The sequence below is a fragment of the Microcoleus sp. CAWBG640 genome (genome assembly GCF_020883015.1).
GTDB classification, from domain to species: domain Bacteria; phylum Cyanobacteriota; class Cyanobacteriia; order Cyanobacteriales; family Microcoleaceae; genus Microcoleus; species Microcoleus anatoxicus.
In genome coordinates, this window is record NZ_JAHRFC010000011.1 from 112,024 (window position 1) to 132,196 (window position 20,173).

17 protein-coding genes, 1 tRNA gene and 1 pseudogene are annotated in these 20,173 nt (G+C 45.2%); 7 read left to right on the plus strand and 12 right to left on the minus strand.

Going from position 1 to position 20,173, the window contains the following annotated elements:
* Window positions 1–96 precede the first annotated feature (96 nt).
* A complete protein-coding gene (gene minE / locus AAFP11_RS08595) occupies window positions 97–417 on the plus strand; it encodes a cell division topological specificity factor MinE (protein WP_340520543.1) in 321 nt (106 codons plus the stop codon).
* A 26-nt stretch (window positions 418–443) separates the two neighbouring features.
* Window positions 444–974 carry a transposase gene (locus AAFP11_RS08600; protein WP_341736684.1) on the plus strand — a complete coding sequence of 177 codons (531 nt, stop codon included), beginning with the start codon at window positions 444–446 and terminating at the stop codon, window positions 972–974.
* 16 nt (window positions 975–990) lie between these two features.
* On the opposite strand, the gene AAFP11_RS08605 is transcribed toward AAFP11_RS08600, so the two are convergent.
* Window positions 991–2,157 carry a DUF58 domain-containing protein gene (locus AAFP11_RS08605; protein WP_341736666.1) on the minus strand — a complete coding sequence of 389 codons (1,167 nt, stop codon included), beginning with the start codon at window positions 2,155–2,157 and terminating at the stop codon, window positions 991–993.
* 238 nt (window positions 2,158–2,395) lie between these two features.
* Between AAFP11_RS08605 and AAFP11_RS08610 the strand changes: the two genes are divergently transcribed.
* The 3 genes from AAFP11_RS08610 to AAFP11_RS08620 all read left to right on the plus strand — a co-directional run bounded on the left by AAFP11_RS08610 (window position 2,396) and on the right by AAFP11_RS08620 (window position 7,097).
* Window positions 2,396–3,655, plus strand: coding sequence for a PilT/PilU family type 4a pilus ATPase (locus AAFP11_RS08610; protein WP_341736667.1), 1,260 nt, complete (start codon window positions 2,396–2,398; stop codon window positions 3,653–3,655).
* Window positions 3,656–4,112: 457 nt separating this feature from the next.
* Window positions 4,113–5,744, plus strand: a complete 1,632-nt coding sequence (locus AAFP11_RS08615; RefSeq protein ID WP_341736668.1) for a polysaccharide biosynthesis protein — start codon at window positions 4,113–4,115, stop codon at window positions 5,742–5,744.
* A gap of 147 nt (window positions 5,745–5,891) precedes the next feature.
* Window positions 5,892–7,097: a glycosyltransferase family 2 protein gene (locus tag AAFP11_RS08620; protein WP_341736669.1), complete on the plus strand. Its 1,206-nt coding sequence runs from the start codon at window positions 5,892–5,894 to the stop codon at window positions 7,095–7,097.
* A 540-nt stretch (window positions 7,098–7,637) separates the two neighbouring features.
* On the opposite strand, the gene AAFP11_RS08625 is transcribed toward AAFP11_RS08620, so the two are convergent.
* The 3 genes from AAFP11_RS08625 to AAFP11_RS08635 all read right to left on the minus strand — a co-directional run bounded on the left by AAFP11_RS08625 (window position 7,638) and on the right by AAFP11_RS08635 (window position 10,327).
* Window positions 7,638–7,709 (minus strand) — tRNA-Asn (locus AAFP11_RS08625).
* Between the two features lie 109 nt (window positions 7,710–7,818).
* Window positions 7,819–8,373: an NYN domain-containing protein gene (locus AAFP11_RS08630; RefSeq protein WP_341736670.1), complete on the minus strand. Its 555-nt coding sequence runs from the start codon at window positions 8,371–8,373 to the stop codon at window positions 7,819–7,821.
* A 274-nt stretch (window positions 8,374–8,647) separates the two neighbouring features.
* Window positions 8,648–10,327 carry a mechanosensitive ion channel gene (locus AAFP11_RS08635; RefSeq protein WP_341736671.1) on the minus strand — a complete coding sequence of 560 codons (1,680 nt, stop codon included), beginning with the start codon at window positions 10,325–10,327 and terminating at the stop codon, window positions 8,648–8,650.
* Between the two features lie 77 nt (window positions 10,328–10,404).
* On the opposite strand from AAFP11_RS08635, the gene AAFP11_RS08640 reads away from it, so the two are divergent.
* A complete protein-coding gene (locus AAFP11_RS08640) occupies window positions 10,405–10,848 on the plus strand; it encodes an SRPBCC family protein (protein ID WP_341736672.1) in 444 nt (147 codons plus the stop codon).
* Between the two features lie 105 nt (window positions 10,849–10,953).
* Here the strand turns inward: AAFP11_RS08640 and AAFP11_RS08645 are convergent, their stop codons facing one another.
* The 8 genes from AAFP11_RS08645 to AAFP11_RS08680 form a co-directional block, all read right to left on the minus strand.
* Window positions 10,954–11,640 carry an alpha/beta hydrolase gene (locus AAFP11_RS08645; protein ID WP_341736673.1) on the minus strand — a complete coding sequence of 229 codons (687 nt, stop codon included), beginning with the start codon at window positions 11,638–11,640 and terminating at the stop codon, window positions 10,954–10,956.
* Window positions 11,641–11,955: 315 nt separating this feature from the next.
* A complete protein-coding gene (locus AAFP11_RS08650) occupies window positions 11,956–12,780 on the minus strand; it encodes a tetratricopeptide repeat protein (RefSeq protein ID WP_341736674.1) in 825 nt (274 codons plus the stop codon).
* Window positions 12,781–12,807: 27 nt separating this feature from the next.
* A complete protein-coding gene (locus AAFP11_RS08655; RefSeq protein WP_341736675.1) occupies window positions 12,808–13,563 on the minus strand; it encodes an SGNH/GDSL hydrolase family protein in 756 nt (251 codons plus the stop codon).
* Between the two features lie 23 nt (window positions 13,564–13,586).
* Window positions 13,587–15,548: a DNA mismatch repair endonuclease MutL gene (gene mutL, locus AAFP11_RS08660; RefSeq protein ID WP_341736676.1), complete on the minus strand. Its 1,962-nt coding sequence runs from the start codon at window positions 15,546–15,548 to the stop codon at window positions 13,587–13,589.
* A gap of 50 nt (window positions 15,549–15,598) precedes the next feature.
* A complete protein-coding gene (locus tag AAFP11_RS08665) occupies window positions 15,599–16,693 on the minus strand; it encodes an ATP-binding protein (protein WP_341736677.1) in 1,095 nt (364 codons plus the stop codon).
* Window positions 16,694–16,804: 111 nt separating this feature from the next.
* A complete protein-coding gene (locus tag AAFP11_RS08670) occupies window positions 16,805–18,025 on the minus strand; it encodes a beta-ketoacyl synthase N-terminal-like domain-containing protein (protein ID WP_341736678.1) in 1,221 nt (406 codons plus the stop codon).
* Between the two features lie 231 nt (window positions 18,026–18,256).
* Window positions 18,257–19,036, minus strand: coding sequence for a peptidylprolyl isomerase (locus AAFP11_RS08675; RefSeq protein WP_341736679.1), 780 nt, complete (start codon window positions 19,034–19,036; stop codon window positions 18,257–18,259).
* 248 nt (window positions 19,037–19,284) lie between these two features.
* Window positions 19,285–19,851 carry a photosystem I assembly protein Ycf4 gene (locus AAFP11_RS08680; protein ID WP_341736680.1) on the minus strand — a complete coding sequence of 189 codons (567 nt, stop codon included), beginning with the start codon at window positions 19,849–19,851 and terminating at the stop codon, window positions 19,285–19,287.
* Window positions 19,852–20,046: 195 nt separating this feature from the next.
* Here AAFP11_RS08680 and AAFP11_RS08685 point away from each other — a divergent pair.
* A pseudogene (locus AAFP11_RS08685) lies at window positions 20,047–20,173 on the plus strand (photosystem II D2 protein (photosystem q(a) protein)); the annotation flags it as partial.

Consider the following 20,173-nt stretch of genomic DNA (forward strand, 5'->3'; position numbering starts at 1 on the left):
GACTTTCATCCATAGGGACTAAATCTAACACCATCGTCTAGATGTTCCCAAAGTTCACTTTTTCTAGGTATAACCCTTGACAAATGAGTACCAATCATGATATATACACTCCTCGAACGACTTTTCCCGCGCACGTCTGATAACAGCCGCGATGAGGTCAAACGCCGCCTGAAACTGGTTCTAGCGCACGATCGCTCAGAACTCAGTCCCGAAATGGTTGAGGCGATGCGCCGAGAAATTTTAGAGGTGGTGTCGCGTTATGTGGAAATTGATACTAGCGAGTCAGAGTTTTCCCTAGCCAGCGACCAGCGGGCGACATCCTTGATTGCGAATCTGCCGATCCGGCGAGTCAGGGTGGATAAAGTACCGGAAGAGGTACCCGAAGAGGTACCCGAAGAGATGCCGGATGAGGATTAACTACCAGCCGGGAAGTCCCTAGTAAGATTTCTAGGCTCCATCAGTTCGTAGCTAGAGCTAGATTGGATTTTCAATTTAAAACGGCACAGGAGTTATACAGCAAGTGTGATGTTTTAGTTGTTGAAGATTTGAACCTAAAGAATCTGACCAGACGCGCCAAGTCTAAAACTGATATTGACAGTGGCAATAACTTGGTTTATTTGCCAAACGGTCAATCGGCTAAAAGTAGCCTGAATAAATCAATGCTTGATGCTGCTCACGGTCAATTTGCCAATGTTCTCAGGTATGTTGCTTGGAAGTTGGGTAAGAGTGTTTTATTTGTTGCTCCGAAGGGAACCTCTCAGTATTGCTGGAATTGCCTCAATAAAGTACCGAAAGAGTTGTCGGAAAGATGGCATTCCTGTCAGTGCGGAGCATCTTTGGATCGAGATGAAAATTCAGCGAAACTTATTAGAAAAATTGGTCTGAGTTACGAAAGTGGCGGGGGAACTCCGTCACTCAAAAAAGCCTTTGCAAAAAAGGAAAAAGAAGCCTGCGGTCTAAATGTACTCAGTTGACCGTCAGGTTTGTTCACTAATTCATCGCTCTTTCTAAAGGTGATTGTAACTGGATTTGTAAAGGTCGATCGGACCGAATTTCGAGACCAGGAAAATCATTTTTTACTAATATTTTTTCGCCGATTTCCGTACTAGGTCTGGGCCAGAGTACCCAACGACTACCTTGGGTAAGAGTGCTTAAACTTGCAGAATTTTGAGTCAGCCAAATTAGCGGCAGTTTAGGTCTGTTTTGCACAACATCTTCCGCTGCATTAACTGCTGCTAAAGTTTCCAAAACTACCCGGTTCCCCGATACGATTCCAGTTCCGGTTGTCCAAAGTTTGACGTTTAACAAGCGCTTGCTAGCATAGAAGTAAAGGGACGCAGCGACTGTCACGGCTCGTTCAAATTCCTTTGGTTCCCAGGTGGCACCGCTGTCGAGAGCAATCATAATTTCTTGACCACCGGCTGCAACTTCCAACTCCCGCACCCGCAATTCCCCGTGGCGGGCGCTGGTGCGCCAATGAATCAGTCTGGTGGGGTCTCCGTGTCGGTAGGGTCTGAGGTTACGGGTGAGTCCTTCTGTAGCATTTTGCGATCGGCTACGATCGTACAATTGCGGACTATCTTCTTGACCGATGCGATCGATCAAAGGACAAGTGCTCAAGGGTAAAACCTGGGGATAAACCACCGCCTTCGCCGGAACCGGGCGACTGCGCCGACACCAAAACAACCCCAAAGGTGCTGCTGTCCTCAAGTGCACCTCTAACCAGCGATAGACACCCCGCTGCTGCGCTTCCACATAGTATGTATCCCTGTAAATACTTTTGGGTGCGATCGCCTCAAGGGGGCGAACTACGGGCTCTGTGAGTACAAAGGGCAAGACATCTATGACTTGCAACAGGGTTTGAGGTTGGTCGGAGCAATTTTCGATTTCAAGTTCGATCGTAATTTTATCGCCCACACTCACAGGTTCGATCGCGCGACGGCGGACTTCCAAAGCACGGAGCGATCTCGTAGATAAAAAAGCCGCAATTCCCAACAGCGCCAAACTCCCACCGCTGAGTACGTAAAGCCACCCAGCCATTGTATTAGTAGCAGAGCCAAAAAAGAAAACAGTCAACCCGATCAGCACCCAAGCACCGTAAGACGGTGTTGCAGCGCGACTTTCGAGCCAGTTGGCAATTTTTAGACCGATGTTCATAGCACTTTCAAGGGTGAGGAATGGTTAATCAATCGCACTCAAACTAGCAAGAAGATCGGATTTAGCCTCTTGACTGACCAACTTTTTGAGCCCGGTCTAGTCACTGAGGAATCTCGCCAAGTCCTCAAAAGCTAATTGTAAAATCTTCTAATAACTTAGCAGCGAATTAGATATTAGCGATTAGATTAGAAGTCAGCCATTTTTTAGCAAAAAATCTACATTCAATGGAGACCAAAAAATGAACCCATTAGATAATCCTACACCCGTTAGACCAGAGGTTCAAGCACGCCGCACACCGCCACCGCCACCGCCCTTAGCAGCCCCTCCTGCGCCTCCGGCTGCGGCAGTCCCGCGACAGCCAGAAGTTCCCCTCAGTACGATCGAGCAAATGGTCAGAGATGCCCATGCCGCTGGGGCTTCCGACATTCACATTCGAGTCGGTCAAGTGCCAAGATTTCGGATTCGGGGCACGATGCAAGTAGCTATGAGCCACGTCAAAGTAACTCCAGAAATTTTTGAACATTACTTAGCAGAAATTCTTTCTCCCCAACAGCGCAAACAGTTCGCAGATAGCAAAGAATTAGATGCAGCAATTTTCTATCCTGGTTTTGTGCGGTGTCGGGTAAACTGTTTTGATTCCCTCAGTGGCGGTGCTATAGTATTGCGTTTGATCGATCTGCAAATACCGAGTATCGACGCGATGAGATTGCCAGAAGTTCTCAAAAGCATTATCCTGCGATCGCAAGGGTTAATATTAGTTACCGGACCGACCGGTTCGGGAAAATCGACCACCGTGGCTGCGATGATCGACCACCTGAACCAGATGGAGCAAAAACACGTAGTTACCATTGAAGACCCGATCGAATTCATTCACCCTTCCAAGAAATGTTTAGTCAGCCAGCGGGAAGTGGGCTTGCACACCCACGAGTTTCAGCAGGCGTTGCGGGCTGTGTTGCGGGAAGATCCAGATGTGATTCTGATTGGGGAAATGCGCGATCGTATTACCATCAATACAGCTTTGCAAGCAGCTCAAACAGGTCACTTAGTCTTGGGTACTCTCCACACTCGCAGCGCCATTAACGCTATCAACCGCTTGTTGAATATGTATCCCCCAGAAGAACAGCAGGCCATGCGGATTCAAATCTGCGACTCGTTGGTAGCAGTAATTGCTCAACTTTTGTTACCAACCGTTGACAATCGTCGCGTCGCAGTTCACGACATTTTGGTGAATACCCCTGCTATGCACGATTACTTAATGAAAGGTGCTGATGACGAGGCTTTCCGGTTGATGGAAACTGATACTTATGAAGGAATGCAGATTATCAATCAGGCTCTTTATAACCTTGTAATTGAGGGCAGAGTGACGATAGAAGAAGCAAATAAAGCTTCTCCTGAAGCGACCGATTTAGACCGTCGCTTGCGGACAGGAGGCTATGATGCTGCGGATGCTCGTGGCTTTAAAGGTAGCAAAAAAGAACGCGGCGTTCGTGCTAAGTAGCAGCACATCTCAGAAGGGTAAGAGTATATGGGACTTTACCCTTTTTTTACTAAATGTTAAAGAAATTTAATATTAAATTTCTTTAACAAACACCGTGCTTTACATAAACTTTAAAAATAGGGAAAAACCCTGAGATGATTGCAAAGAAATGATAAAGATGTGTTGTGACTATTGCCAAGACCTAGGAAGTTCAGTTTACAATAGTGGCAATTGTAATAATAATATTTTTTGATAAAAACTTTAAATTTAGAATATGCCCAAATTAACCAGTCAACCAAAACCCTTAGTCAAGCTACAAACAGGATGAATAGAATAATCTGTGTCGCAGCAGGTTTTTAGGGAGTTCTATTAACCAGTGGATAAAAAAAAACAGGTATTTTTAGTCCGAGTTATTTGGGCTGTTAAACCAGTGTTAGTTAGAACGAGTATATTTTGAAAAATCAAAGGAGCCAAACAAGTGAAGAGTGCATCTAACCCCTCAGAAGTATTGGAATGTCCAAGTAAAGCAGAAATAATCGATCGCATCCAAAAGTTAGTTCCCCCAGGCTCCTTGGAACCGCAAGCTCCTGAAACTATAGCTGCTTTACAAACTTTGACCGCACAGTTAATCTCGGCCTACAAAGCAGACGGACAATTAGAAAGCGAACCTTTTGAGGACGTGCGCGATCGCGAAGTACACCTGTACGCCACCGCAGTCAGCAACAAAATCCAAGGAAAAACCATCCTCGTCACCGGTGGCGAAGGATGCGTCGGCAATTACTTAATCGAAAAACTGCTGTATTTAGGTGCAAATCAAATCATTTGCGTAGACAAAGCCCGATGTCAAAACCCCTTAGAAACTCTTTCCCTTTGTCAACAAGAAGGTGCTGTTACCTTCTATGCTACCGACATTCGCAACTTTGGAGCCCTTAAACAGATATTTGAAGTCCACAAGCCAGAAATTGTTTTTCACCTAGCAGCTCAACGCTCCCCAGGGCTAGCTGAAATTCAAATCCGAGAAACAGTGACAACCAGTATTTTAGGAACCAAGCACGTCATCGAACTCTCGGAAGAATACGGTGTGGAACAGTGCATTTTTTCTTCCACGGGAAAAGCATCTCGGTATTTTACTACGGAAGTTTACGCAGCTTCTAAAAAATTTGCTGAATGGCAATTTGCTAGAGCAGCTAAGTCAGGACAAGTCACCTACGGGATGGTTCGCTTTACTCATATGCTGGAAAACAGCTTGTTCTGCGAACAAATGTCCAAGAAAGTAGAGCAAGGAAAAATTGTCAACGTTCACGCTCCCCACCGCTACGTCACCGCTCAAAATGTTCTGGAAGCAGTCCATTTATTGCTGAACTCACTGGTTTTATCCGTTCCCGGAAAACTGAAATTTCTGACGGTGCGAAATCTCGGATGGCCCACAGAAACTTTGGAAGTAGCTCTCTATAAAATTGTTGAGTCAGGTAAAAATCTGCCGATTTATTTTCAAGGACTTTTACCAGGCTATGAAGAACCATTTTTTATGGGACAATTTGACTGGAGCCAACCTACAGACATTCACCTCTTAATTAATGTTCTGGAAGACCCTTTTAGAATTGTTGACGATTCGGGCGATATCGTGAGTGCAGAGTTGGCTCCTTTTTCTTTCCGGGTGTTTGATAGACAAGTGTCTCACTTGGAAAGTTTTATCAACGCTTCGGATTTCCCAGAATCACAAATTAAAGAAGTTCTGGTAGCGGCAGAAAAAGAAGTAATTGCTTCCTCTTTTGCCTGGAGTTCTGCTCCAGATTTATTGAAAATCTTGCAGTGGGGAATTAATCCGAAGAAATTGCAATGTTACGGAAGTGACATCTATAGCTATAGCGAGATTATCGAACTACTGCTGCAAGGAATTTACGGCAGAGTCGATGCAGAAGTGTTGCAAAAATCGGGAATTAGCGCTGATGAATTTCATGAATTAGTGAATAGTTTGGCTCCCCTTGATTGTCTGGAATCGGAGGTACATTATTTGCGATCGGTGTCAAGATCTGTGAGAGAATTGATGCCATTGGCATCATTAACTAATAAAAATTATGAGGGTGTTAGCATCCGTGATGCAGCCTAACATGATCCGAAATACTCAGTGAGTTGTGATTTTAACAACAGAAAACCTAGAAATCGAGAAGCCCGACTTTTTTAAGAAGTCGGGCTTCTCGGTATGTGAATTTTAGGTTAGACTAGGATTGGCCAAATTAAAATAAGGTACTAGAGCGTGGAAAATAGTCAGCTAGTGTTCCTATTTATTGATATCCTGTTATGGGCGATCGCCCTAATTCTGCTCATTCCCGTTGCAGTTCTATTTCTAGAATGCACAGCCTCTTTATTTTCAGCTAGCCAATCCACCGCAGATACTAAATCTCCCCGTCCGAAAGTAGCCGTTTTAATTCCAGCTTACAACGAAGCAGCAGGCATTGCAGCCACGATATCCACAATATTGCCACAATTAACACCGGACGATCGCCTATTAGTGATTGCAGACAACTGTACCGACTCCACAGCAAATATCGCCCGCAAATGTGGTGCAACGGCGCTAGAACGCCAAGACACGGAACGCAAAGGCAAAGGATACGCCCTAGATTTCGGCTTAGTTGCGATCGCCTCCGACCCCCCAGAAGTAGTAATCATGGTGGACGCAGACTGTATCTGTCAACCAGACGCCTTAGAGACATTAGCCAGAGTTGCAGTTGCTTCCCAACGGCCAGTCCAAGCAACTTATCTCATGGAACAGCCGCCAAATCCTACTCCCAAAGATTCCATTTCTGCCTTAGCATTTCTAGTCAAAAACTTAGTCAGACCAAGCGGATTAAAACAGTTAGGATTCCCATCATTACTAACAGGAACTGGCATGGCTTTTCCCTGGTCGATAATTCAATCGGTTTCCCTAGCCAGCAGCAATATTGTCGAAGATATGCAAATGAGTCTCGATTTGGCGATCGCCGGATCTCCCACCGTATTCTGCCCCGAAGCCAGAGTCACCGGGTGTTTACCACAACAACAGGAAGCCGCTAAAAGCCAAAGAACCAGATGGGAACACGGACACATACAAACATTGCTAACCCAAACTCCCCGCCTGACAACAGCGTCTGTCCAGCAAAAACGATTTGACTTATTGGCGATCGCCCTCGACTTATCAGTCCCTCCCCTGTCTCTTTTAGTCGCCCTTTGGCTAGCAGCTTTTGCAGCCTCATTACTAGCAACAACCTTGGGAACATCCCCACTTCCAGCCATCTTGTTAGCAATACAAGGATTGCTGATTTTAATTTCAATTGTCGGCGCTTGGGCAAAATTCGGGCGTGCCGACATTTCCGGTTCCACGCTATTATCCGTGCCTTTTTATATCCTCTGGAAAATCCCTTTGTATCTGGGTTTTATCCTGAAGCGGCAAACCAAATGGATACGCACAGAACGCGATGTTTAGTATTCGGCATGGTGCGTTATATTTAGTATTTGTATAGTGCCTCAGCCAAATAGTTGAAGCAATTAAAATCTCTCGCTTAGGACGCACCTGACCCTAAATAAACGGCTGGGGAAAAAACTAGATTCACGAAAGAAGATTCCGATGAGGAGTAAGAATGGGTTGACAGATATGAGCGATCGGGAGCATCTCAGTTTTGGTTTTATAGTGCGAGCGTCCCCGCTCGCTTCGTTCTGCAACCTTCGCTGTGCGGGGACGCTCCGACGAATAAAAAAAATGCTTTTTGCAAAACTGAGATGCTCTCTGAGCGACCTGGGGTATTTTTAGGTTAGACAAGGTATTATACCCCATCTGCGATATTATATGATTGCATTTCTGCACTCTAAATAATCCTGTATAACCATTCTTGTGCAACAGACTCACGAACGTCGCTGGTTATGAGTTCCAGGTTATTGGTAGCCGCTGAATCGGAATTTTATTTCGCCAGCGCAACAAACATAAAAAATCTGAAGCTAGAAAACTCTAACTTCAGACTTTTAGTAACTCCCCGGGTAGGATTTGAACCTACGACCAATCGGTTAACAGCCGACCGCTCTGCCACTGAGCTACCGAGGATTGGTGCTTTTTGCTTGCCACATTTACTAATAGTAATACCAACATCCTGAATTTGGCAAGGCCTTTGACAAACTTTTTTTTAAGTCATACAGAAAGGGGGTTTCAGGAGTTAGGGCAATCCCATTCTCAGTTTAGCCAGCCGCTGTTGGGATTCTGGATCGAGAGAACTGGCGAGAAAGCGACTAGAAGTTTGTTTGCGAGATTTGTGCAGGCGCTCGCAGCGGCGGGCTGTGGATTCGATGTCGGCTGCAAGTTGCTCAGCAGACATCCATTCGGCACCGTAGCCGACGACGGTCAATTGCTGCGCTCGGTCTGATGTGGCGACAATCATGCGACCTTTTCCCGATCGCGATCGCAATTCATAACGCAAACTAGCACAAGATTTTTCAATATAAGTATCTGCTGTCTGACCGAAGTCAGTGTAGTGCACAGATAAATGTTTTGTAATAATTTCTTTGACGCTGGGAGTATGTCGATAGTGAGCATCAAACACCAGTCGAGCCTCAAAATCTTGAACAGCGCTGTAGTTAACTAAAACTTCAATTAACTCGCGGCGAGCTGTTTCGAGTTCGTCGCGATCGCGCCTCTCTCGGAGTTTAGGCCAAAGCCCAATCATGTTATAGCCGTCTACAAGTAAAACCGCTTGCGATACATAGGGTGACATGGTTCAAAGCTGAAAATCTCCAGCGCGTATAGGACATTATTTGCATTGTTTATCAAAGCTTTTGTTGCATTTTATTACAAATCGATGTCTAGTATCAAGTTCCGTTGAGTCGTGGGTAATACCAAATCTGGGGAAAGCTACCCGCTGGAATTTTGACTGTTGACTTTGTTATGTAGCAACCGCCCAAGCGCCTTGGTGACTGTTATAGTTGCTGTTCGGGAGTGATACAGACAAAAAAAATGGCGTTTGCACTTGACAAACGCCATTTTTTTTGTTATGAACGCGGCGTTTTATCTTGTTTAAAAGCCGCTAACCATTCGCGAATTTGCTCGGAGGCAATATCGCGCCCCCCCAAACCAAATGCCAGAGCAATCCCTACGGCGATCGCCCCTAGCAGCAGCCCAAAGGCCAAATTCACAATATCGCTAGCAATGCCCATCTGTTGCAGCGCCAAGGCCAACACAAAGGCAATAATCGCGATCCGAGCCGTTTGGCCCAACAACCGGGCTTGGCGAGTGCCAGAACTGGCAATCAAACTAAAGGCCAGATTCGCTAAGTATAAGCCGATCGCAAATACGACCAAACCAGACAAAACCCGACCAGCTACCAGCACAATACCGCTGACAATCGCCGTTAGTGCCGGAATGCGCAGCACATCAGTAGCAGCCACCACAGCAAACAGGATAATACCTACTTGCACCACAATCCCCACCAACTCCGAAGGAGTACGGGATGGAATTTCTGGTTCCGCCTGGAGTACCGTTGCATCGGGATCTAGCTGGTTCTGAGCGATGGACAATGGTGGCTTCGCTGGCACACCCAACCAAGAAAAGACATTATTAAAGCCAATCCCCGTCAGGATATTAATCACCAAATCGCTAATCCAGCGTCCCAAAATGTAAGCAACCACTAAAATGATGGCTGCGGTAAAAATATTGGGAATGGCGCCCAAAATCGTGTTGAGCATCGCGATTGCCGGCTGGGAAATCGCCTGAATGTCCAAAGCGTTGAGTGCCGCGATCGCCGTTGGAATTAAAATCAAGACATAGACGATCGTCCCGACAATCCACGACAGCGATTGGCCGCCATTCGTCCGCGAAATTCCGAACCTAGCGCCCACACTGTCAGCCCCAGTAGCAGCCAGCAAATTTGTGACAATCCGCCGCACCACCTGAGCCAGCAGCCAGCCCACAGCCCCAATCAGCACCGCTTCCAAAATCTTAGGAATAGCAGCCAGAATTTGATTGAGCAAATTCTGAACCGGTAGCAGCGCCTGAGACAATTGCAGAGATTCCAGAATCAGTGGCAAAAACAGCAGAAAGATAAACCAATACAGCGCATTTGCTACTGTTTCGCTCAGCAGTAAAGGGCTTTCTCCTGGTGTTCCACCCACTTGCTGATTCAAACGCTCATCCAAACCAAAAGCCCGCATCGCCCGTGATACGGCCAATTTGGCAACAGTGGCCAATACCCAAGCTATCCCCAGCCAAATCAGGGCGCCGGCGAACTTCGGCAAGAAAGCAGCTATTTGATCGAGAAAAGTATTCAGCGGTTGCGAGACAGCAGTCAAATTCAGTCGGTTGAAAAAGGCTACCAGGAAGAAGATCAAAATGATCCAGAACACCGAAGTCGCCACCCATTTTTCGACTGGTGGTGACTCTGTGGAGTCTGGACGCCCTGTAACCCAGGCCGCCATTTTGTTATCGATGTTAGTTTTTTTGAGTAATCCTCCGATTACTGACGAAACTAGGGTGGCTACGATCAAACCCAACAGCAGAATGCCCACTGCCCAGATGAGATTTTCAATGTTTGAACCCTGAAATAGATTGTTTAATCCACGTTCGGCATCTGCCAGCGGATTTGGGGCGGGCTGCCCCTGGGCTAAGATGCGATCGGACAGAAGCCCCATGGGAGTCCATGTCGGTTGAGTGATTTCTTGCCAAGTTTCATTCATTTTTTTATCCGGTTTAGGTCAGATTTGACAAGGAAGATAAGAAACTGTAAGAATACGCTTCTAGCTTGCAGGTTTTCATGTCTATTCGTCAAGTTTTCGAGCAATCAATTGAAATTCGCGCTGCTGCTACCTTGGTGGAGCGCTGTATCGCCGATCGCACTTTAATGCACCAGTGGCTCAATCCATTACTCCGCTGCGAGCCTGTAGGCGAATGGGATACTGCTGTCGGAAGTCGCAGCTTATTTATCATAAAAATTCCAGTTTGGCAACCCACTTTAGAGAGTGTAGTTTTAGAGCGAGAACCGGGTTTAATTGTCTGGGGGTTTGATGGATTTTTTCAAGGGTGCGATCGCTGGGAATGTCAACCACAAATCCAAGGCACACTTTTGATCAACCGCTTTGAATTTGAGATTCCCAATCAGTTAATTCGATTTGGTTTCCATCGCTTTGCAGCCCCTTGGACCCAGAAAGACATGAAAGACCAACTTCGTCGCCTCAAACGAGTAGCCGAGCAATTATAACAAAAGCAACAAGGAAGAAACTGGGGAGCATTGGAGAGCGAGAGAAAAGACTATCAATTCCCAACGATCGATTCCCCATTTCCCCTACCCGCTAACTGGATTTTTTTACTTCATATTGCCCGATGAATTGGGCTGACAAATCATTTGTCTCGCCGAATTCAATGCTTGACCAGCAGTGCCTTGCATGGCAGGTGAATTTTTATACATTGCCTGCAAATCTTGCAGATCTTTCATCACCCGCTGATAGACAGCCATAGCTTGATTTCCATCTACTTCCAAAGCCGAAGGAGTGTAATTTTGCATCACTTCGATCAAGGATATTTTGCCATCTTTGGAAGCTCCAACTAAAGCATCCCGCAAAGCCGGAGCACTTTGAGCGCGAGTTGCTGGTGCATAAGCTACTTCTCCCAATTGTTTCAAAACAATTTCCCCGAAGTAGGAATTTGCGAGGCGCGTTACTAATTGAGAGTCTAAAGCTACTTCTCGCGTTAATATTTCTCGCACTGATTCAGGAGTTTGTTTCGCCAGACTTAGAACGCTTTGCAGTTGAGGAGATGGTTTGCCAGTTTGTGTAAAGCTTTGCAAGTCGGCTAGGGGTAAAGTGACGTCAATAGCGCCATATTTGACTGTGACTGTTTCTAATGCCAAAGCCTTACCGCTGCTTAGCAATACTGCACTTGTTCCTAACAAAAGTGCCAAACCTAATGATAAAGACTTTGAGATTTTATTGGTAAAATGAGCTGACTGCCGGCCCATGGCATCGAGATAACCTGATTGAAACTGAAAGTTCATGGTTTTTTGCCTGTTTACGTCAAAATACTTTTTTGAGCGATCGTCTCTGTGGGTGTAAATCTGAAAAATGGACTTGAGAATTAACCCAAGAATCTCTGATTTTACAGTGATGTCAAGGAATTTTAACCTCTCATCAGATAGGTGTCCATTTGTCACTTATATGTTAAGTCACCACCTTACATATTTTCCTGCATTGATTATATATCTTTGCAAAACTTTTGACACTCCGGGTCTGACAACACGGGGTTGTCAGGACAAATTCTATGAAAGCCACATCCACCTTAATCTAGGGACGATCGATCGTGCAACTTGGGATCACATATCCCGATCGAGCATATCGAGTAATTGGCGAATTCTAGGAGCATCAGGAGCATTAGGAGCATTTCTTAGGTATACTTCCAAATCGTGACGTGCTTCTGCCAAACGCTCCAGTTGATAGTACAGAATTCCGCGATCGCGCCTTTCTCCCAGGGCATCTGGAAATAGCAGTAAAATTCCTTCGATCGCCCTGAGTACCCTCCTAGCATCTTGCTGTTGCAAATAAATCGCCTTCAGATTTCCCAGCATTCGCGCCAATAATTGCCGGGGACTGACTGCGGCGAGAAATGCCGGCTGCAACTCCATAGTTTGACCATAAATTCGAGAAATTCTCTCTTGACAATCTTCAGTAAATAAGATCTCACCGCCGTTAAACGCATCAACAAAAATCCCAGCATCTTCAAAATTTGGCTTAATTAAAAAATGTCCTGGCATCCCAATTCCCACCATCGGAAAATCAATCCGCTTGGCAACTTCTAAATAAACCAGAGACAAAGAGATTGGAATACCCATACGGCGATCGATCACTTGATTCAAAAAACTATTCCGGGCGTCATAATAATCCGCATCATTGCCCGCAAATCTCAAATCCTCGTATAAGTAACGGTTAATAGTTTGAATGATTCGCAGGGGATAATTCTGTGCCGGCAGGCGATCGCGAACTTCATCCGCCATGTCGTCGAGAGCATTAAGATATTCCTGTGTCTCTAAGTTAGGATATTCTTCTAAAGCTATATACAGGGCTGCTTTTGCCATATCTATCGAATTATCTGGTTGATTAATTTCTAAATGAAATAGTTGTCGCGCTCTGGGAAAATCCATTTTTATTATTGATTTAAAGGCTCTACTCTAATGATTTTTATCTAAATCAGCCACTATTTTTAATAAAGCTTCACGATAGATGATTTTGCCATCAGCATTGAGATGAACACCATCCGATGTCAAATTAGCCTTCAAAGCTTTGCCCTCAAATAACGGCTGCACAACTTCTTCGTCAATTGATAATTTTTCTACCACAGCAACTTGACGAATCAACCGATTAAAGCGATCGACTCTTGAAATAGGAGCAGCAACAGTCACATCGTGGCTTGCCTCAACAGTTGAATAAAAAGCTAGTAGCAAAACCACTTTTTTTGCCCCCATATCTTGTTTAACAGTCGCGATTATTTGCCTCATATTGTTCACAAATTGCCCATCCATAGTTCTGTAAATAGCATCATTAGTACCCAGAGCAATGATGGCCCGATCGCACTTAACTTTAACAGCAGTGAGAAACTTAAGCTGTTCTAGCTGAGAAATTGCACTCATCCCGCCCATCGCCCAATTAAAAGTATCGTTTCCGAGAGTATTTCCCAACATCGAAGTTATAGAATCTCCAAAAAAACAAGTTTTAATTTGCCTATGGTTAGCCACAGCAACTTGATATTTTATCTCATCCAGCCACCCTGGTTGAGAACTCAGTGTATCTGTGGGTAATTCCAGGTAATTAGCATTCGCCATCACCAACATCCTGCCTAAATATCCCCGTTTTCCTGCATAGATAAAAATCACCCCTATCAAAATTATATTAAAAAAAATAGAAAAAATTGTGACGGTATTTTTCATGTTTTATTTTAAAATTGCCAAGTTTAAATTCCGTGACTCTTGCCAATCACCCAATTGCGCCGAAAAATCCGAGCCAAAGTCGATTCTTCCAAAGCAAAATAGATTGGGCGGCCGTGAGGACAAGTGCGAGGATTCCGAGTTTGTTGCCATTCATTCAACAAATTTTGCATTTGATCCAGAGTTAAAGGAGTACCATTGCGAAGGGCACTACGACAAGCCGTAGCAACTTGAGCTGCTTGCAAATCGGCTACTTTACTGAGTTCAAAAATAGCATCTCTACAGTCATCTCGCTCGGCCAACAATGCAGGAACTTCCCGCAGCGCCCATAGCTGTTCGCCAAAAGTTTCGACCTCTAAACCTAAGCGAGACAAATTTTCAATTTGCAACGCCGATAATTGACTGAAAATTAGGGGTTTTTCTAGAGGTTTTAACTGCCAAGCAGCGCATAATTGCTCGTACAAAACACGCTCGTGAGCGATGTGTTGTTCTACTAACCACATTCCGCTGGGATGTTCCGCTACAATATAAGTATGGTGAACTTGAGCGATCGCCCTCAATTCCATCAATTCTATGGGATGAGCTGTTACCTGTTCGCCGTCATCCTTCTGTTCCTTAGAAATAGCCAGACTATAAGCACCTTTTTGTTCCGATGCTTTGAGCAATTTTTCCACTCGATCGGGAATAGTCTGCTGCGGCAAAACATCTTCATTCAACTCCAAAGCACGAGCAATTGCCGCTCTAACTTGTACTTGCCAAAAACTAGGATCTTGCAAATAAATTTCCACCTTAGCTGGGTGTCGATTCCAGTCAATTTCCGAGGGAGAAATTTGCAGGTGAATAAAACACAGAGGATAGCGATCGCGCGGACAAGTACGAGCAAAGGCGCTGAGAATAGTTTGCTCCAATTCGGGCGATCGCACCACCCGCCGATTCACCGCCACCTTCACCCAATCCGGGCGTCTGCGATGACAGCGATCGGGCAAACCAATTACTAACTCTAAAGACTGGAAATGGGGAATTGTCAATGGGGAATTTTTACTGAACCCAAGGACTGAGTTAAGCCCGATCCCTTCATAGTCCCTGAGCGAAGTCGAAGGGTTCAGGGGCCACGTAGGCGAAGTATTGGCAATGGGTAATGGATAACTAGACTCGGTTTTTGACGCAACTAATTGCGTTTTCACCAAAGAGTCTGCTATTTTATTGCTATGGGGAACAGAGGGCAAATTCACCTTTAAATACTGCAAATCATGCAAGCGAACTCCCCGCACAAATTGAGGTAAAATTTGTTTTCCTGTCAAGCCCGGTGTGATCTGAAAACAAGGCGTATTTCCTTGTCGCAACTGCCAATTGACTTGAGGGTGACACAGGGCAATTTGCTGAATAATTAATTGTACCGATCGCATTTGCTGTGCCGGTGCCAAAAAGCCGCGACGGACTGGCCAATTCCCAAACAAGTTACTAACTGTCACCACCGTCCCTGGAGCGATCGCAATTGTTTCCACCTCCAAAGGTTCCCCAGCGCCATCGTAAACTACCCGCCAGCCCGATCGAGCATTTTCTATTTCCCCCCTGGACGCAGAGAGATTTTCAAGAGCCAAATCCTCTGGATTTTCATCTAAATCAGCAAATCCCAAATCATTTGTTCTGCTCAAGATTTCCAAAGAACCCAACTGAGCCAAACTGTGCAAAGCTTCCCCACGAAACCCCAAAGTAGCAATTTTGTAAAGGTCTGCTTCAGTGCTAATTTTGCTGGTACTATGAGCAGAAGCAGCCTGCTGCAAATTTTCCAAATCCATTCCCGTACCATTATCTGCAACTTGCAGTCGCCACTGTTGGGGCCAGACAGAAACAATGATGCGAGTTGCGCCAGCATCCAGAGAATTTTCCACTAATTCTCGCACCGCAGCAGCCATCGAGTCAATTACCTCGCCTGCGGCAATTAAATCGATCACTTCTTGGGGTAAAGTTTGAATACTAAGTGGCATTATAATTTTAGCTATTCCTCAATTCAATTATACTTGATTTTGCCCATCATTTAACTTATGTTTTTAGGCAAACGAATGTAAAAAGTTGTTCCTTTATCGTCTTCAGACTCATAGGTAATTTCCCCTTTGTGAGCATCTATCATCGACTTAGCAATCGCCGTTCCCAAACCAGTACCAGTACGCTTTCCATAGGTCACAAAAGGTTCAAATAATTTTTCCTTAATTGCGCGCGGAATACCAGGTCCATTATCGTAAATGCTAATTTCTGCCCAGTCCTCACTTTCTGTGACAGTAATCTCTACACGACCCCCTCGTCCCCCAAAAGCTTCCACAGCATTGCCGACTAAATTTTGCAAAACGCGCAAAATCTTATTTTCGTCAGCCAGCACTATCACTTCTGTTACCCGTACTACCAACTCTACTTTTGCCGCTTCAAAATAAACCCTATTCAACTTTTCAAATTGGTGCAAAGTCTGGATGAGATTAATTGATTTTTTATGTAAAACAGAATTTCCACGAGAAAATTCTAATACTTCCTCTGCCATTCCCAACATTCGCTGAACCTGCAATTGAATCAGGTCGCACCACTCCTGAGTTTCCTCGTCCGGGTGAATTTCTTTGAGCATTTCACTTGAGAGTTTAATTCCTGTAAAAGGACTTTTGAAATCGTGAATAATTGTACTCACCATTTCTCCCACCAGAACCATTTTTTGTTTATGTACAAACTGGTTCACGTACTGATCGGTTGTGTCGCGCAAATTTTGAACAATAAAGCTAAAAATTTGCAGCACGGAAGTTCCTTTGCTAAAATGAAGTGTATCTATGAGTTCTGTGCGAGATATTTTGGCTAAAGTTGAGCCTGCAATGGCTAAGGCCCTAGCACTGCGCGGCTGTCCGTCTAAAACTCCGAGTTCCCCAAAAAAGTCATCCGGTTTAGCTAGAGCAACAGTTTGATGTTTATTGTTGTCAATCCGTTTGCTAAATTTGACTTCACCTTCTAAGACTAGATATAAGAAATCCGCTGGATCTCCCTCCTCAAAAACCAGGGTTTCCTGGGCAAAATTCTCCAAGATCGCTATTTTGCACAGGTGCGCTGCTTGTTCGGGTTCAAAGTAGGACATAAATCGATGAGATGCCAAATCCATGTGAAAATACCACCTGAAGTTTAATCTAAACAGTTTCTTTTTTATATCTTCTCTTATTCCTTCAATTTAATTGCATATCAACTTTTGGTTTAAAAAATTTTTATTAAAAAATTAACTATACTGACTCAGAGCGATCGCGGCATTCTGACCCCCAAAGCCAAAACTCAAACCAACCGTATTTCTCACTTTGGTCGATCGGGCACAGCGCACAAAATCTAATTCAAATCCCGGTTGGCGCATTCCGACGCAAGGTAACAATATCTGCTCTTTGATACTCATTAAAGAAAAAGCTATACCCAAAGCTCCCGAAGCTCCCAAAGTATGTCCTGTCCCCCCTTTAGTGGAACTAACAGCAACTCCGAAAGGAAACAACTTGTGAATTAAAAGTGCTTCGTGTTGGTCATTTAACTCCGTTGCAGTGCCGTGAGCGTGAATGTAATCGATGTCAAAGGTTGATAAATTACTCCGTTTCAAACATTTATTTACCGCCGCGATCGCACTTTTTCCTCCAATTTCCGGCGCATTACCATGACACGCATCGTTTGTCAAGCCAAAACCCGAAACTCGGCCGTAAATTTGAGCACCGCGACCAATTGCCAAATCCGCCGATTCTAATACAAATAAAGCTCCACCTTCGCCGAGTACCAACCCTTCCCGGTCTCGATCGAAGGGATAGCAACCGGTTGTGGCCAAAGCACCCATCCGGTTAAATCCAGTCAGAGTTAAGGGTGTGATGGGCGCTTCCACGGCACCTGCGATCGCCCGCTGACACAGACCAGTTTGGATTAACTCAACAGCTTGGGCGATCGACCAAATACCCGTAGCACAAGCCGCCATCGGCGCCAGCACCGGCCCGGTAGAGCCAATTGCTCTCGCCACCGCGATCGCCCCCATGTGAGGCAAAAAATGCACAAATTCAGCATGGGGAATCGGGAATTCCCTTCCTTCTTGCTTCTGAGTTCCCCCCAAGGGGCGGGTAGGGGGGGGTGCTTCTGAGTTCCCCCCAAGGGGCGGGTAGGGGGGGGTGCTTCTAACTTCTGTTAACAACAGCTCCAAATTTGCCTGAAAACCACGGCTAGAGCCGATCGCAATTCCACAATCAGGAAGCGGCAAAGTCAAATTAGCATCTTGCAAAGCATCTGCCAAAACCCGTCGCATTAAAGTTATTAAATCCGCCGGTTTTGAATCGATTAAACCCAGAGGTCGAGGTTTAAGTTCTAAAAAAGGTTGATGTTCTTCAATTCCCGACTCCCCAACTAACAGTTTTTTCCAGCTAGTTTCCAGAGAGCCTAAAGCAGAAACTAAACCAATTCCAGTAACAACAACATCCATAAATAAAAGGCTGGGTTTTGGCAAAAATCAGAAAGTAGACAGCAGAAATTATTTGCCGATCTCATGAATACTGACTACTAACTAATAGACCTCTCCCATAATTATTGTGGAACAGGCATCCCTTCGACCCTTCGACTACGCTCAGGACACCGCCTGCCTGTTCAAGACTCGCTTTTTAGGAGATGTCTAATGACTCATGACTAAGGACGAATAACTACTAACTAATGCCCACTAACTAACAGCCTTAAAATTTTCCAAACCTTGAGTCACAGTAGCTTTGTCAATGCGATTGCCAGCCTCAATCTTATCAACCACATCCATCCCTTGCTTGACGTAGCCAAAAACCGCATAGCTACCGTCCAAAAAAGGTACATCCGTCAAAGTAAAATAAAACTGCGAAGAAGCCGAATCAGGAGCATTCGATCGAGCCATAGCCACAGCCCCACGACTATGCACCAAAACAGGTTTCTCAGTAACCCCAGCTTGCTCAAACGTGGTGCTGTAGGTAGGACTTTTCGCACCTTTAGCTTTAATTTCCAGAGGAATATATCGTTCCTGAGAAGTTTTCGGGTCAATAAAACCACCAGTTCCCAACCGCTGAGAAGGGAATTTAGGATCTTTCCCCTGGGGGTCGCCACCTTGAACCACAAAAGGCTGAGGTTCCCGTACTACGCGGTGAAATACCAGCCCATCGTAGACACCTTTCTGAACCAAATCCACAAAATTGCCCGCAGTAATCGGAGCATTTGTACCGTCAAGTTCGATCGTAATTGGTGCTCCTTTAACCGTCATCACCACCGTTGCTTTTCCTTCCAAACGCGGCAAGTTACTAAATTGCGAACTAGCAGCCACAACAGCAGGAGACGGAGACGGAGACAAAGAAATACTTTCACCAGATGCCGGATTCGGTGTGGGAGTAGAATTGGCGGGAGTGGAACTACCACATCCACCTACAAAAAGGGCACCAATGATTAAAATTGAGAAAAACCACTGCTGAATTCGGATTTGCATTTTCACTTTCACTTGATTAAAAACTTGGCAACTAGAGATATTAGGCCAAAAACTTAGAAATTGCTAATTGACACTCCCTGGCATCAAACTGAGGAATCGGAACATTCTGTTTCCTCCCCCTGGTGAAGGGGGATGGGAGGCTGGGCGGTTTGATTTTAAGGTAAATTATCGTTTTGCAGGGGTACTGGATGGTCAGTGCCTACCCCCCACTTACCAATCCCAAATCCAAAATCTCAAATCTAAAATTCTTAAAGTCCTTCCAAGGGAACCTTCAAAAATCGAGCCAATTCGGCCGCTTCATTTTCCACCTTAGACAAGGATATGGGTTGTCCGACTCTAGTCAGGGGAAACTGACGGCGGTCTTTGAGCTTGAGATAAATACTGCGACGGGGACTGAGACCGTCTTTGATGTCCACCCGTACCGATTGAACATCGGATGTTTTGCAGGTAAAGTCTACTTTACGGTTTTTGCCTGGAAAACCCCAGCGAAAGATGCGAATACTGCCTGTTTCGCCATCGAACTCATTATACCCGCCACCAAGATCCCAGAGAACAGTCAGCCAGAGGTAAGACCCCAACAGCAGAGCACAGACACCGTAGAAACCCATCGCGATGCCCTGGGGGATAAAAATGAGCTGAGTCGGGTCAGCAAAAGGCAGCAGATTTACGTGCAAGTAGCTAGAAATGCTCGACAGCAGGAAGCCAGTCCCTCCAATGCTGACCACCGTCGCCCACCAGTAATTGCTGAAGCGGCGGGAACCCAAAACCTGCTGGCGCAGGATGCGTCCGCTCGAAGTCGTTGTTTGTGCAGTCATAAAATTCAAAAGCGTTAAAGCCAAATCTTAATTCAACTACCAATCGAGTTGAAATTTTATGAAATTATAATGTATAGTTATGTTAACTTTAATTAGAACCACCTTTCATCCCCACCTAATATTCATATATGAAGAATTTTAGTTGGGGTAATTGACAAACCTTAACCTTTTAACAAGCAAGAGGATTTTACAGCAATGACAATTGCAGTCGGACGCGCCCAGAACGAGCGAGGCATCTTTGATGTACTCGACGACTGGCTCAAACGCGATCGTTTCGTCTTCGTAGGCTGGTCTGGCATCCTGCTATTCCCCTGCGCCTACA